Below are 12,764 nucleotides of genomic sequence, written 5' to 3'. Positions count from 1 at the left end.
TTTGAATTTTAAAAATTAAAAATTATTTTAGTTTTATTTCGCTCTCTCCTGGAGGAAGTGCCCTTAAAATATCTTCATCATCTACTTCGAATTCACCAAATTCTTTTAAAAGCTCTTTTACAAGATCGCTCTTTTTTAATTTACCCGGTTTTAACAAAAGCCATTTTTTAAAGGTTTCTTTTGTAACACTTTCAGGGGCGGTGGTTATTCTTAATTTTCCATCGTACTCTAACATACCGATTCCAAGTTCAAGTGCAGCACTTCTTATGAAGTTTCTTTTTCCCCTAATTACAAAAGCTCCTTTTTTTAAGAATTCCCCACTTTCTGCGGTTTTTGAAATCTGGTCTGGCCTAACCCAGTAGACATCTGCACTTCCAATTCCAAGTTTCCAAGCTCTTGAGTGTGATGCTGCAAATTTTGCAACTTCAAACAGGATATTTTCATCAGGTATTTCTTCAGAGCCTTCTGTTCTAATAATTGTAAATGGGGCTCCTTCCATGAGTGTGTGGAATACTATATCGTTTTTTTCAACATATCTTTTTATCAACATCTCGTTTGTAGTCGCATCTTTTCCTGCAACAATTAAATATCCGCCAATAACCGTCCATTTTAATTTTTCATACCATTTAAGGACTTTTCTTTCCTTTTTCTTAATATTTTCTTCTTTTTCTTTCAGTACTTCTGAATCAAGTTTTTCTTTTTCTTTCAATTCAGCAAGTTTTTTCTCAGAAATTTTTAAAGCTTCAATTACACCGTGAACTTTATTTTTAAATTTCTTTGATTTTTGGTAAACTATGTCTGCATTTTCAAAAGCATTTTTTCTTAAATCTACAGGTACTGTATCTTCAATAAGTCCATTTCCATAGTCAGCAGATAGATTTAGTGTTAATTCTGCATTTTTTTCATTCACGTTTATTATTTTACTTAAAACTGGATGAGTTTTATTTTCTTTAATTACATTTTTAATTCCATTCCAGTCCATTTTTTCTCTTGCAAGCTTAATTGTGCTTACAATTTCATCTACTAGTGAGTAATTTGCGTAAATCAAATCTCCACGTTTATGGTTTAAAATGGATTGTTTTTCGTATTTTTCTTTAGTTTCAAGCTGGCTTTTTAATATACGCTCCTGTTTTTTCACGAGTTTTTGTAGTTTTGATTCAGCCTGCTTAATCTCTTTTTTCATTATAAATCTTGAGAAATATTCATCAAGTGCAGTTAAAAAACTTTCATAATGTTTAATTTCATTTTCTTTTAAATTTTCATGCATTTTTAAATCAATTGGGTCGATATCTATGAATTCCCCATTTTTAAGTACTGATTTTGGTTTTATTTCATTAAATGCTCTCTTAAAAAATGATTTTGAGCCTTCGAAAAGTTTTTTAATTTCTTCGTTTTTCGGATTTTTCAAATTTTTATCTATTTCTGAAATTAAACAAATTTCTTCTGAATAAACTCCCGCAAGCCCAAAAATTCTTGAAATTATTCTTACAACTTCTGTATCTTTGTTTTCTTCCTTATGGAATTCTTCGATAAATAATTCTTTAGCAAGCGAGTACTCTAAATTTTTTGGATCGAGGTCCTTTTGAGGCGGGAACTTGTAAATTTCTTTTGGAACAATCTTTCTTGTGCTCCACCTTTCAATTTTTAATGGCAAAATGATTTTATCTTCACTATCGAGGAGTATTGCATTTCCATCCCCGAATAACTCGATAATCAGTTTATATTTTAATTCGTTCCATTCAAAATTAAAAATTACAATTCTGTCAAAGTTATGCTGGGCAACACTCGTTATTTTAATGTTTTTCAAGTGTTTCCTAAGTAACATTACAAATGAAGGGGGGTTTCTTGGTTTTTCTCTCTCGTATTCCGTAGTTGTTATGTATTTATACTTTCCAAGGCCTATTGCGATTTCTCTTGAACCAATTTCAGGAATGTGTACTTTTAAAATTAATTCCTTTCCATCCTGGTTATTTACTAAAAAAGCCTTGTCTAATTTTCCGTTGATTACTTTTTGAAGTTCGGATACTGCGGCACTGATATCAACGTTCGTCATCTCTGTTTTCATACGTATCTCTTCCAAATTTTCCAAATGATTTTAATGTTTTTCAAAGAATAATGATTATCTAAATTCCATAAGTCTTATCATGGTAATATAACGTAGATTTCGACGTTTACCATACTATATATACTGTACTTATTAAAATATTTGGCAGGTGGTAAGTTGCCTAGAACAGAAGTTTACTTCCATGACGAAGAAAAACTAAAACTTTACAAAAAAGAATCTAAAGAACTAGGTTTTAATAGTTTTAGCGACTTTATAAGGTTTTCAATAGTATTTACTCTCAAAAACTACGAGAAAGAAAAAAATCCAAACATAACTGATAAGTTAGACCATATATTAAACATTTTAAACACCCTAGAATTGAAAAACAACGCAACACAAGACAAATTACTCAAATCGGTACACCATATATCAAGAGAATTACGTGAGAACTCAACAGGAAAAGAAAAGAGAGAATTAATCGATAAAGCATTTGAAATCATCGGAAATGTGTACCCTCAAACTTTAACATTTGCGGAATTAGTAGAAAAAATGGGAATCACTGATAATCCAAGATTGGTCAACATGTTTAGAGAAGTGGTCATACAAGACCCGTTATTTAATGACTACATCGAAAGAAGGGGAGATAAATTTATAGCTTTTGAAAATCCAAGTGGCAGATTCGCAAGTGTAGAGTTTCAAGAACTTTAAAACAGGTGTTTTAAAATGCAAGATGAAATCTCTAAAAGATACTTAGAATTTTGTACAGGACTTTCTAAATCCACAATAAACTCGTATAAATATGGATTAAGAACTTTCCAAAAGTATGCCAATAAAAGATGGCGAGATGTCATGGTAAATGATGTCATTTTATTTTATACAAATCACAAAGCAACTAAAAATAGTAAAATGTCAGTACTTGGAACAGTAAGCCGATTTTATGACTGGGGAATTGAAGAAAAATATTTACTGGACAATCCAGTTAAAAAGTTTTTAAAGACCCTCAGACGTGAAAAAAAGGAAAGAAATTATTTAACTACTTCCCAAGCAAACTATCTTTTATCAAATATCAAAAGATACGACTACTATGTAATTACTATGTTTATCCTTAAAACCGGAGTTCGAATATCTGAACTTGTAAACCTCAAAGTTCAAGATGTAGATTTGGATTCAAAAATTGCATTTATCGGTTCTGGAAAAGGTAAAAAAGATAGATATGTATTTTTTGATAGGGATTTGGCATTTCACTTAAGGGAATATATCAAGGAAAGAAGTTATCGAGATCCAAAATGTGATAATTTATTTCTTGGAGTTTACAGGGGACATTTTTCACAGAGAAGTCTAACATTATATAAAGAATACATTAACGAAGTAGCTCCAAACATACATATTAGGATAACGCCCCACATTCTAAGACATACATTTGCTACAAGCATGTTAGAACGTGGAATTGACTTAAAATCACTCTCTTTAATTTTGGGTCATGAAGATTTATCCACAACTTCGATATATCTGCACAAAAACAAAGAAGCTCTGCAAAGAGAGTATCAAAGAGTAATGGAAATTAATTTCTAATTCTTATTTTTTTAAACTGAAAAAACTGTTTTTAATAACCTAAATGATAAATAATCACTACTCATTTGTGAAAATATGGAAATTGAAGAATTTTTAGAAATTATAAAAACACTTTCCAAAACCAATTATGAACTAACTGAACACTTTGTTCATAGGTTGAAAGAAAGAAATTTTAAATTTGATGAACTTTATAATATAATCAAAACTAAAAAGTGTAAAGGAATAATTAATCAAAATTCTGATACATTTAAATTATATTATGAATATGATTCAAAAAAAGACATTATTCTCGTTATAGCATACAGATTCAATAAATTCTACTTTATTTCACCAATTCCCCAAGATTCTAAACGGAGGACAAAACATGAGTAAATTTGAAGGTAAAGATGTAACTTTAAATTATGATCCTCTCGCTGATGCAATGTATATCAAAAGAAAAAACATTGAAGCCGAATACGATCACACAATCGAAGTAGATAATATCTATTTAGATATGGGTGTAACTAAAACAGGGGAAAAAATAATAACTGGTGTAGAAATAATTGATGCTTCTGAAATATTTGGAGTAACTAAATTTGATTTAAGCAACATTATTGGAACAAGCGGACTTATAGAAGTTTACAAAGAAACCGTTAAAATAAACATAATTTTAGAAGTTTTAAAAAGAAATAAACCATTTGAAAAGTCAATAAACGCAAAAGCTCTTAATGAATATGGGCTTTCAAACGAATCATTTAATATTCAGGCAACAAGTGCGATTGCTTAAACTTTTTTACTTTTTTCAAATCAAAAAATTAAAACTCATTTTCAAGATAAAAGTTTAATCACTGCTTAAAATTCTTTTAAAGATATTAAAAATAGCTACAATAAATGTCATTTTACTGACGTGTTAAAATTATGTATTTAATGACTATTTAATGGTTATACTTGGGATTAAAAATTTAAAAAAGAAAAAAACTTTTCGGGTTAATTTTCTAAGTTTAAACTCTTTTGGACGTAGAGTTTATCGGAGAGGAATTTATAGAATTAAGCAACATAGCATATTTTAACTTAATTCAGACATGTGAATATTGTGGTCATGCCACGACGTATCTTATTTTTAATATACTATATGTTATTTTTGATTTAATTTTAGTGATATTCTATAAAGATTTATCAAATAACCTTCATAATATCCCCACAATATTAATTTAAATAAATTAATACCCTTTAATTATGTTATACCCCCAAATAATAAAGTTTTATGGCCGTTTGATCGTAAACTATTAATATTACGTGAATAATAGATCAAAAATGGAACTTCGGTTCCAACTTAGTTAGTTATTATGGGGATTTTAACTAACTCGAGGATAGGATTAACGGAATAAATATAAATGCAGTAATAAATACTAGCGATATTTTTTATTCCTTTTTGAAAAAAACTTTTTTAAAATCTGTTTTTTAAATTTAAAATCATTATTTATTAAAAAAAATCAATTTTCTTGAAATTAGAGGTGAGTGTCCCAATTCACCTTAAATTCTATCTTGAGGCCAAAAAGGTAAAAAATTTCAAAGTGGTGTCAATACGATTTAACTAGTTACCTGGGACATTGTAGCTAAAAGATTTTTTAAGTATATAAATTTTACTAATTGAAATATGAAAAAAGCCATAACAATTTACAAGTGAAAAATATCCGGCCCCCAATAAATTCATAAGAATTCGGATATTTTCAAGATAATAATTTATTTCGTATTGACACCAAGTAGGGGGCCCATTAAACATGAATTTTGATCTATAAATATTTTTTGTGTATGTTTTTAATTATTCTGGATCAAATTTCGATCAAAATCCATTTTAAAATTTAAATAAAAGAATAATAACTAAAATCCCGATTATTTATAAATAAAAAAGTGGTCCTGTTTTAGTAATGATTGGGGATTTAACTCTATCGAGGACAACACCATAAGTTTCAGGTGCTACAACGTAAGAACTAAAACAGAACCATTACTAGATAAAATCATATTTTATAAATACATTATGTAATTGAGATGAATTTAGGTCTTTAAATTCACAACCAACTTATAAAAATGACTAATTTGTGAATGTGGGCCCACAAAAGGCATAATACTTTAAAAAAATACATAATAACTATTTTAACGGGATTAAATGACGTTTGCTTTTGCTAAGAATTTTTAATTATTATTTTTAGCATAAATAAACAGGCTCTTTAAAGATGGTATCAAAGAGTAATGGAAATTAATTTCTAAACTTTATTTTTTTAAAAAATAATCTCCATAACGACAATTCCAATTGCTGACACGACCATGAAAAAGCCTGTTAAAATATCAAGATTATGCAATAGTTCATTTAAAAACGGATTTCGAACTATAACTAATTGAAATACATTTAAAACAATAAATGTTAAAAGCATTACTGAAAGAACACTAAACAGCATGTGTGAAATGTCTTTTTTAAAATATTTTCTTATTCTAGTTTCAATATTCATTTTAATCTTTGTCCCAACTTTTAAATTTTCAAGATATATTTTTGATACCATATATCTTATTTGCGATTTAATCAAATAATGGGGGTATCAAGATTTTAAAGGGGTATTGTCAAGGTCTAAACCCATAATTGAAATATAATCAATATTTTAACTATATTTTTAAAATTTCACAATTTAAATCAGAAATTAGAACTCATTTTAAAGTAAAATTTTAAAACATGTATCAAATCAAGATACAGACCCAATAAAAAAGATAAATTTTTGGAAAAATCATATTAAAATTAAAAAAAGAGTTATTCTTTAAAATTTCCTTCGGTGTCTATTATAAATAAAGTGTCTAATTTGTTGGCTTTGGATTTCCAATTTTCTATATCTTCAATTCTTTTTTCTCTTATTTTTTTAGTAATATACTCTTTTATTTTTTCAAAATTATCATAATATTCATCAATAGAAACTAGTGGTTCTATCCACCCCAGATATATGAATTTTTTACTGTTTTCTAACTTTTTCAACTGCCAAACTGGTCCGTAAGGTTTTAAAAACTTGTCCAATGGCAGTATAAACTCGTCAATATATTCTTCGACAGAATCGTCATAATTTTGTAATAGTGCAATTATTAGGTAAAACTCAAAAGTTTGAATAAAAGTACCTCGATATAACCATATTTTGCCACCCATTGTGTTTTTGGAGTACATACTTTTTAATTTTGAGTCAACTTTCTCAGAAATACTTTGTAATATATATTTAATACTCCTATTTTCGTTACTTTTTGGAATTAGTTCTATTAATTCGACAATTAAGTTATTGAGGAGGTTTCTAAACGTAATATGTTCTGATTCATATATGTCAAAAAGTACATGCGCACAATAGTCCATATTACAATTAATATTTTTAACTTGTCCAATATTTATTGCATTAAGCCCAATTTTATAAATATTTAGCAATATACACTGTAAACTTTCTCTTTCGGATTCAAAACCATTATTTTTACTTAAATTCTCAATTTTCGATACGGTGTCGTCAATAAAATCTCCCATATAATTACTTTCTTCAAAATTCCACGTAATTCTTTTATTCATTCTTTCGAACATTTTATAAATACATCTAAAAATATGCTCTAAATATTCCCCATTTTTAGTTTTAACGGCATAATTTGCAAGCGAAAGACATAAAATAAAGAATTCATAATTAAATTTAAAATAATATTTTTTATCGATGGTTTTATCGCAATATATATTTTTTTCTGCCACGTAGTACCATCCATTAAAAAAATACTCGAAAAGAAAATCAAAATTATTTGGCGACTCTTCATGCATTATTTTTTTAAATAATTGTTCGAACGGGTCAAAAATATATTCTTCTTTTTTCAATTTTTCGTTTATTTTTTCATGAGTTAGCCCGCTACATAAATAGCTAATCAGTACACGAGGTTTTGAACATTGTATAATAAATCCCAGATAGAATGGAACCATCATAAAATTAAAATATAAAAGAAAAAATCCTACAAATATTAAATGGAATTTATTTAAAATCCAAAAAATAGGCTCAATAACATTGGAATTCACCGGAATTATGGTACTTACGGCAATATCAAATAATATTGAAAAAATGTATGCCATAATTACTAACCAAAATGTTTTACTCCCTAAAAAAATAGTTGTAAGTTTTGTATTATATTTTTCAGATATGAGTTGCAATCCTACTAACGTTACAGAAATAATAATTCCTCCAAAAGCAGCTTGACTTTGTGCTGACGTACTGAATAAGTACAAAAGCATAGTAGCAAAATCAGAAGGATTTGCATTCCAGTTAATAACTTTCAATGTAAATACTGTAAAAACCACAGAAAAAATAGCACAGATAAAAAATGCATATTTTGTATAATATTGAGTAATTTTATTTAATTCATTAAATTTGTTCCAAATATTAATTAAATACTTTTTAATCCCCATTTTCCCACCATTAATTTATTTTTCCCCACTTAATAAACATAAATCAATCTTAAATAACAAATCAACCGCTTTTAAATCCGAAAAATAGAAAAATATCGTTATTTGGTAGGGTAAAGGTTTTCAACTGTTCCTATCTTTTTTAAAATTTCATAAACTGTTATAATCCTATCATTACCATATACAAAAAGTTCTTCTGCGAGTCCCTTAGAGAAGTCGCTTACCTCCAGTGTCTTTTCCCCATCTTTTTCTACTAATCTGAAATCTAAAATTGCCGAATTGGGCCCTATTGTAGCTCTGGCAGAAATAATATCTCCTTCTTCAAATTTTTGAATTTTTTCAAAGAGTTTTTCGTTCTGATATTTTATTAAAGCAACAAAATTAGTTTTTCCTTCTAAGTCTTCAAGCATCTCATAGACATCTAAAATAAGTTTACCCTCATATGTAATTCTATAATAAACTTTTGAAAGTTTAACATTATCTTCATCTATTCTTTTATTAATTAACTTACTTTCGTATAATTCGTTTAATAAATCTGTTAAATTTCTTGGATTAAGTTCTAAAGCTTTTTTAATTTCACTAAAATACATTTCATCGTTTGATTCTAATAATCTTAATATTTCTTTTACATGCTTTTTTGCAATCAGTCGTAACATGACAATCAGTTCACTTTTTTGTAATAATATGGATATCCATCTATATCTATTTTAAATTGTTTTTATGATATCGATTGTTAAAAAACAACAACATTTAAATACTCGTTTAATTATACAATAAGTTGTTAAAATACAATCAATATCTTTTAGGGTATTGACTTATAAAAAGGAGGTAAACCCACATGAACATCAAATCAAATGGAGTAAAAAGCACAACATTCACCGGAAGAATTAAAGAACACGGAAATTCAGCAAGAGCGCCATGTCCTAGAGAATATTTGGGAAAAGAATACATTTTAACAATCCTCAAAGATTCGGAGGTAAAAAACCGTGATTAAATGTATCAAACATTCAAAGCCACAATATTTCCAAAAAAATTAAAAATTCTCTCAACTCCGATAACTGCTCCAGTTTCAAAAGAAATTCAAGACATGAATTATCAGATTAAAAAAATCATGACTGTTGAGATGAACAAAGCCATTGCAGAAGACGAAAAAAAAGATAAATACTATTTCTACTTCGATATACACCTCAATCTTTCAAGAGATGACACAATCGAGGTTAAAAAAACATTATTGAAAACAGAAATCAAGGTGTTAGGATATGGAAGCCCCGAACCTAGAACAGATTCCAGAAGTTATAGAAATTCAGCTCCCTCACGGGTCAGTGAAACTTTTTCCCGGAACTGAAGCCATAGACAAAAAGGACGCTAAGGGAAATATTATCAAAAATTCAAAAGGATATCCCGATAAAGATTATATCAAATCTTTGAAAGCAAAAGGCAGGATTAATATTTCAGGCGGTACAAAAAACTACGGCTTTTTACAGTTCTCATATCTTGATATAAAAACAATAATAAACGAATATCAAGAAAATGAAGAAGTAAAACAACTTGTAGACTATTACGCAGATATTGAAAACATAGAAAACTTAAAACTCCTCAAAAATGGGGGAATGAGTAAAACTCAGATTTTAGAAAATGCAAAAGTCATGAATCTAAACGAAGATTTAGTAAAAGAAATTGTTTTCGGAGAAGGTCTTTAAAATGGAAGCATTAGCCGAATTAAGACCCAAAATTCATGAAAACGTAAACCCGAAATATCCAACACTAAATGACCCGAGAATAACACTTGATAGATGTACGTTTACAGTATATTCTGACGAGATACACAAACAAATCGATGAATGGAAAAGAAATAATTCCATTCCAAAAGGTTCAGAAACTTACAGAAAAGACGTTTATCAAAAATGGGAACACTTTAAATGTAGGACAGAAGACAAACGGGGTCATACTTCGGGTTTACAATTTCCCTTAGAAAATTTTGAGGGCGAAAATATTGCATGGATGCAGATATCCATGAGAGAGCCACACATGGCAATAGTTTACGTTAATATGCTCAAATACTACCGGAAAAAGCAAAATATCAAAAAACCAAACTATGGTTTTCACGATACAAACTTTCTACCTGTCGATTACACGGACAATAAACAACTTTTAAAAGATTTTGCACATCTCTACTATATATCATGCCTTGAAATTAGAAGAGAATACCAAAAATTAATTAAAAAGCTGTTTAACTACGAATTAACAAAAATTGACGTTACACCAAAATCAATAGAAATTCCTTGCGAATATCTTCATAGGGATGTCATGGAGTATGAATGGCTTTCAGATGTTGCAAAATGTAAATCAGTAGTCAAACATTCCGATTTAACAAGAACTATGTACTTTAACAAAAATTCTAAAAAAATAAAATCTCAATTGAAGTTCTATCAAAAAGCTCCGGGAATTTGCAGAATGGAAATAACGCTGCATAAAAATTTTGCAAGTGATTACCTAAAACTTTCAACTCCTGAAATGTTAGAACAACACATTTTATGTGCAATTCATGATGTTTTAAAACTCTATGGATTGAGTTTAGATAAAATAACCCCTTTCAAACTAAACCACGAGGATTTACTAACTCAATTTGCCCTAGCTTTTAATCTTGAAAAGGATTATCTGAAATTCTTAATTTATGGCAATATTGGAGAAATGACTTTTGATAAAGACAATCAGGGATTAAGAAATAAACTTTTAAAACGTGGATTAATTGAAAAAGGGGACAAAAGGGGTGTTTACGTAAAAACCGATATGATTAATTTCTTAAAATCAGTTCTTGGAAAATATTTTGTTTGCAATTGTGGATGGCTCATGTATTTTGATAGTGATGACGGGTCATACACCTGCCCGTGTTGTAATTCCAAGAGGTTTTTTTAAACGTGATATTCATGATCGCAATTCCAAATAATATGCAATACATGATAATGCCCCATTCAGAACTCAAAACAGTTAAAAAAGAACTAATCGACGAAGCCAAAAAAAGAGCCGAAGAATTTCTAAAATCTATGGATTTAAAAAATTTCGACGAAGAACTAGAAAATAACGATTTAACGTTTTCACTCGGATTAAAAACCCAAAAACTAAATGTAATGTGTTTAAAAATCAGAAAAACAGCCAAAGGTAAATACAGGTTCTATATCGTATCTGAAAACTTTGTAGATATTGATTATACGGTTAGAAATTGGAAAAATTGAAATTAAGGCGGTGATGAACGTCCTTAAATTTTCAAGTGATATCTCTTCCAAACTTTAAGATTACCTTAAAGCAGAAATATTTTTGAAAATTGCAGTATTTGATCGTTTCGATTAAAATAAAGTGATCAATACATTAGGAAAAATTATCAAGTTGATATTGAGGGATCAAAAAAGAAAAAAACAATATTTCAAAGGCAATTATATTTCCCCGTTTTAAGCTATTCGAATCAGGCTTTTTCCACAAAACAACGTATTCCGGACTAACGCCTCATTGAAATGAGGCAATATAATTTTTAAAATTTGTACTATTTACCGATTTCGATTAATTTATTAAAAGGTGATTAATATTACTTTAAAACTTTCAAAACCTTTTAAAAATGTTCCTTACTCTAAAATAACAAAAAAAATTTAAAAACCGTTAAAAACTTTTTAAAATTCCAGATGGCATAAAGAGGTGTTAAAAATGATGGCAGAAAGTGGAATAGACGCAGAATATGAAAGAATTGGAATTCCGGAATCAATTATTGCAATATCAAATCTATTCATGTGTGCGATAAAAGATTTTGAAAATGTTGGAACTTTTAAACCATTTCCAAAAATCTATCAGGACAACAGTGTATTTTCCGAAGAAGAAGATTTTGTTTATGTTGTACGAAAACAAAAAATTAAACTCGGAGACCTGCAAGCAACTTCAACAAATATTTTAAAAGATGATTCTTTAGTAGTTCTTCAAATTTTAGATGCAAAAGCAATAGATGAATCACAAATTATCGAAGAATTAAAAAAAGGAAATGTTGTCGAATACAGCAAGGAAAGAAACTTTTTTTATTCGATACCTGCTGAAAATTATTAACGAGGGGATTTAAATGCAAGCAGTTAATATATGTTCAAATCACGATTATCTTGAAAAAAACCATTTAAAACTAATATTAAATGGTCTTGAAACCGGATTTATCGCAATGCGGGAATTTAGGGAAACTTTGGAAAAACCAGACGATGAAGATATAATTTATAGAAAATTATGTATTGATATCGCAGACGATAACAGGATAATATTTAATGAATTTCAAAAAATCCACATTTCAGAACTGAATTATGAAGAATCAAAAGTTTTAAAGGACGGATATCTAAAACTTGATAGATTTATTGCTGGATATGTTATAAAAGAAGACCAAATAATGGATGAAATAAAGAAAGGAAATTTGATAGGCTATTCAAAAGACGTTGAAGAATATTATGTACTTTACTGTAATGAATTTTAACAATCTATTTTTAACTTTTAACTTTTAAAGATTTCAAGATTTACAACTTTTTTTATATTCTCAAATTAAACTATTATTCGGGGATATGTTCCCCAACTTTGGGATTGTTTAGGTTTGCTTTGGTTTTGGAAACTGGATATGTTTAATCATTTAACTACGGAGTTCATATGATTCATACACCTTTTTGATTTGTTTTCTCCGTACTCACAAAAATATTT

General features: G+C 28.4%; 16 protein-coding genes. 12 read left to right on the top strand and 4 right to left on the bottom strand.

What is annotated here, in order from left to right; genetic code table 11:
- Nucleotides 1–22 precede the first annotated feature (22 nt).
- Nucleotides 23–2,065, bottom strand: a complete 2,043-nt coding sequence (gene rqcH / locus HNP90_RS04585; RefSeq protein ID WP_011976688.1) for a ribosome rescue protein RqcH — start codon at nucleotides 2,063–2,065, stop codon at nucleotides 23–25.
- Between the two features lie 156 nt (nucleotides 2,066–2,221).
- Here rqcH and HNP90_RS04580 point away from each other — a divergent pair, with 156 nt between their 5' ends.
- From HNP90_RS04580 to HNP90_RS04565, 4 genes are all read left to right on the top strand, one after another.
- Nucleotides 2,222–2,752, top strand: coding sequence for a hypothetical protein (locus HNP90_RS04580; RefSeq protein ID WP_011976687.1), 531 nt, complete (start codon nucleotides 2,222–2,224; stop codon nucleotides 2,750–2,752).
- A gap of 15 nt (nucleotides 2,753–2,767) precedes the next feature.
- Nucleotides 2,768–3,616 carry a tyrosine-type recombinase/integrase gene (locus tag HNP90_RS04575; RefSeq protein WP_011976686.1) on the top strand — a complete coding sequence of 283 codons (849 nt, stop codon included), beginning with the start codon at nucleotides 2,768–2,770 and terminating at the stop codon, nucleotides 3,614–3,616.
- 75 nt (nucleotides 3,617–3,691) lie between these two features.
- Entirely contained in the window at nucleotides 3,692–3,988 is a 297-nt protein-coding gene (locus HNP90_RS04570; protein WP_011976685.1) for a hypothetical protein, read from the top strand.
- Complete coding sequence (locus HNP90_RS04565; protein ID WP_011976684.1) at nucleotides 3,981–4,382, top strand: DUF2283 domain-containing protein; 402 nt, start codon at nucleotides 3,981–3,983, stop codon at nucleotides 4,380–4,382. The genes HNP90_RS04570 and HNP90_RS04565 overlap by 8 nt, the downstream gene beginning before the upstream one ends.
- Before the next feature lie 1,492 nt (nucleotides 4,383–5,874).
- Here the strand turns inward: HNP90_RS04565 and HNP90_RS04560 are convergent.
- Nucleotides 5,875–6,153 carry a hypothetical protein gene (locus HNP90_RS04560; RefSeq protein WP_258558931.1) on the bottom strand — a complete coding sequence of 93 codons (279 nt, stop codon included), beginning with the start codon at nucleotides 6,151–6,153 and terminating at the stop codon, nucleotides 5,875–5,877.
- Nucleotides 6,154–6,395: 242 nt separating this feature from the next.
- Nucleotides 6,396–7,352 (bottom strand): hypothetical protein, encoded by a 957-nt coding sequence (locus HNP90_RS04555; protein ID WP_181486640.1) that lies wholly within the window; start codon nucleotides 7,350–7,352, stop codon nucleotides 6,396–6,398.
- A gap of 322 nt (nucleotides 7,353–7,674) precedes the next feature.
- Here HNP90_RS04555 and HNP90_RS04550 point away from each other — a divergent pair, with 322 nt between their 5' ends.
- The gene (locus HNP90_RS04550) at nucleotides 7,675–7,845 is read left to right on the top strand and encodes a hypothetical protein (RefSeq protein ID WP_181486639.1); all 171 of its coding nucleotides are present in this window, start codon (nucleotides 7,675–7,677) and stop codon (nucleotides 7,843–7,845) included.
- Nucleotides 7,846–8,152: 307 nt separating this feature from the next.
- Here HNP90_RS04550 and HNP90_RS04545 read toward each other — a convergent pair whose 3' ends face one another.
- Nucleotides 8,153–8,707 (bottom strand): helix-turn-helix domain-containing protein, encoded by a 555-nt coding sequence (locus HNP90_RS04545; protein ID WP_011976681.1) that lies wholly within the window; start codon nucleotides 8,705–8,707, stop codon nucleotides 8,153–8,155.
- Between the two features lie 182 nt (nucleotides 8,708–8,889).
- Here HNP90_RS04545 and HNP90_RS04540 point away from each other — a divergent pair, with 182 nt between their 5' ends.
- The 7 genes from HNP90_RS04540 to HNP90_RS04510 all read left to right on the top strand — a co-directional run bounded on the left by HNP90_RS04540 (nucleotide 8,890) and on the right by HNP90_RS04510 (nucleotide 12,546).
- Nucleotides 8,890–9,045 (top strand): DUF2080 family transposase-associated protein, encoded by a 156-nt coding sequence (locus tag HNP90_RS04540; RefSeq protein ID WP_081430729.1) that lies wholly within the window; start codon nucleotides 8,890–8,892, stop codon nucleotides 9,043–9,045.
- A complete protein-coding gene (locus HNP90_RS04535; protein ID WP_048060404.1) occupies nucleotides 9,046–9,396 on the top strand; it encodes a hypothetical protein in 351 nt (116 codons plus the stop codon).
- Nucleotides 9,311–9,751 (top strand): hypothetical protein, encoded by a 441-nt coding sequence (locus tag HNP90_RS04530; protein ID WP_011976680.1) that lies wholly within the window; start codon nucleotides 9,311–9,313, stop codon nucleotides 9,749–9,751. Before HNP90_RS04535 ends, HNP90_RS04530 begins: the two co-directional genes overlap by 86 nt.
- 1 nt (nucleotide 9,752) lies before the next feature.
- Nucleotides 9,753–10,967 (top strand): hypothetical protein, encoded by a 1,215-nt coding sequence (locus HNP90_RS04525; protein WP_011976679.1) that lies wholly within the window; start codon nucleotides 9,753–9,755, stop codon nucleotides 10,965–10,967.
- Between the two features lie 11 nt (nucleotides 10,968–10,978).
- The gene (locus tag HNP90_RS04520; RefSeq protein ID WP_011976678.1) at nucleotides 10,979–11,284 is read left to right on the top strand and encodes a hypothetical protein; all 306 of its coding nucleotides are present in this window, start codon (nucleotides 10,979–10,981) and stop codon (nucleotides 11,282–11,284) included.
- Between the two features lie 463 nt (nucleotides 11,285–11,747).
- Nucleotides 11,748–12,137: a hypothetical protein gene (locus tag HNP90_RS04515; RefSeq protein ID WP_011976677.1), complete on the top strand. Its 390-nt coding sequence runs from the start codon at nucleotides 11,748–11,750 to the stop codon at nucleotides 12,135–12,137.
- A 13-nt stretch (nucleotides 12,138–12,150) separates the two neighbouring features.
- A complete protein-coding gene (locus HNP90_RS04510) occupies nucleotides 12,151–12,546 on the top strand; it encodes a hypothetical protein (RefSeq protein WP_011976676.1) in 396 nt (131 codons plus the stop codon).
- Nucleotides 12,547–12,764: the final 218 nt, after the last annotated feature.

The organism is Methanococcus maripaludis (assembly GCF_013760955.1).
Classification (GTDB): domain Archaea; phylum AGJL01; class Methanococci; order Methanococcales; family Methanococcaceae; genus Methanococcus; species Methanococcus maripaludis_A.
The sequence above is the reverse complement of the archived record's forward strand: the minus strand, read 5'-3'. Positions and strand labels throughout refer to the sequence as shown.

Bases quoted from the DNA above. Each gene is read 5' to 3' on its own strand.
- rqcH (WP_011976688.1), bottom strand. From the start codon at position 2,065: ATGAAAACAGAGATGACGAACGTTGATATCAGTGCCGCAGTATCCGAA.
- HNP90_RS04575 (WP_011976686.1), top strand. From the start codon at position 2,768: ATGCAAGATGAAATCTCTAAAAGATACTTAGAATTTTGTACAGGACTT.
- HNP90_RS04570 (WP_011976685.1), top strand. From the start codon at position 3,692: ATGGAAATTGAAGAATTTTTAGAAATTATAAAAACACTTTCCAAAACC.
- HNP90_RS04565 (WP_011976684.1), top strand. From the start codon at position 3,981: ATGAGTAAATTTGAAGGTAAAGATGTAACTTTAAATTATGATCCTCTC.
- HNP90_RS04560 (WP_258558931.1), bottom strand. From the start codon at position 6,153: ATGGTATCAAAAATATATCTTGAAAATTTAAAAGTTGGGACAAAGATT.
- HNP90_RS04550 (WP_181486639.1), top strand. From the start codon at position 7,675: ATGGTACTTACGGCAATATCAAATAATATTGAAAAAATGTATGCCATA.
- HNP90_RS04545 (WP_011976681.1), bottom strand. From the start codon at position 8,707: ATGTTACGACTGATTGCAAAAAAGCATGTAAAAGAAATATTAAGATTA.
- HNP90_RS04540 (WP_081430729.1), top strand. From the start codon at position 8,890: ATGAACATCAAATCAAATGGAGTAAAAAGCACAACATTCACCGGAAGA.
- HNP90_RS04535 (WP_048060404.1), top strand. From the start codon at position 9,046: ATGTATCAAACATTCAAAGCCACAATATTTCCAAAAAAATTAAAAATT.
- HNP90_RS04530 (WP_011976680.1), top strand. From the start codon at position 9,311: ATGGAAGCCCCGAACCTAGAACAGATTCCAGAAGTTATAGAAATTCAG.
- HNP90_RS04525 (WP_011976679.1), top strand. From the start codon at position 9,753: ATGGAAGCATTAGCCGAATTAAGACCCAAAATTCATGAAAACGTAAAC.
- HNP90_RS04520 (WP_011976678.1), top strand. From the start codon at position 10,979: ATGATCGCAATTCCAAATAATATGCAATACATGATAATGCCCCATTCA.
- HNP90_RS04515 (WP_011976677.1), top strand. From the start codon at position 11,748: ATGATGGCAGAAAGTGGAATAGACGCAGAATATGAAAGAATTGGAATT.
- HNP90_RS04510 (WP_011976676.1), top strand. From the start codon at position 12,151: ATGCAAGCAGTTAATATATGTTCAAATCACGATTATCTTGAAAAAAAC.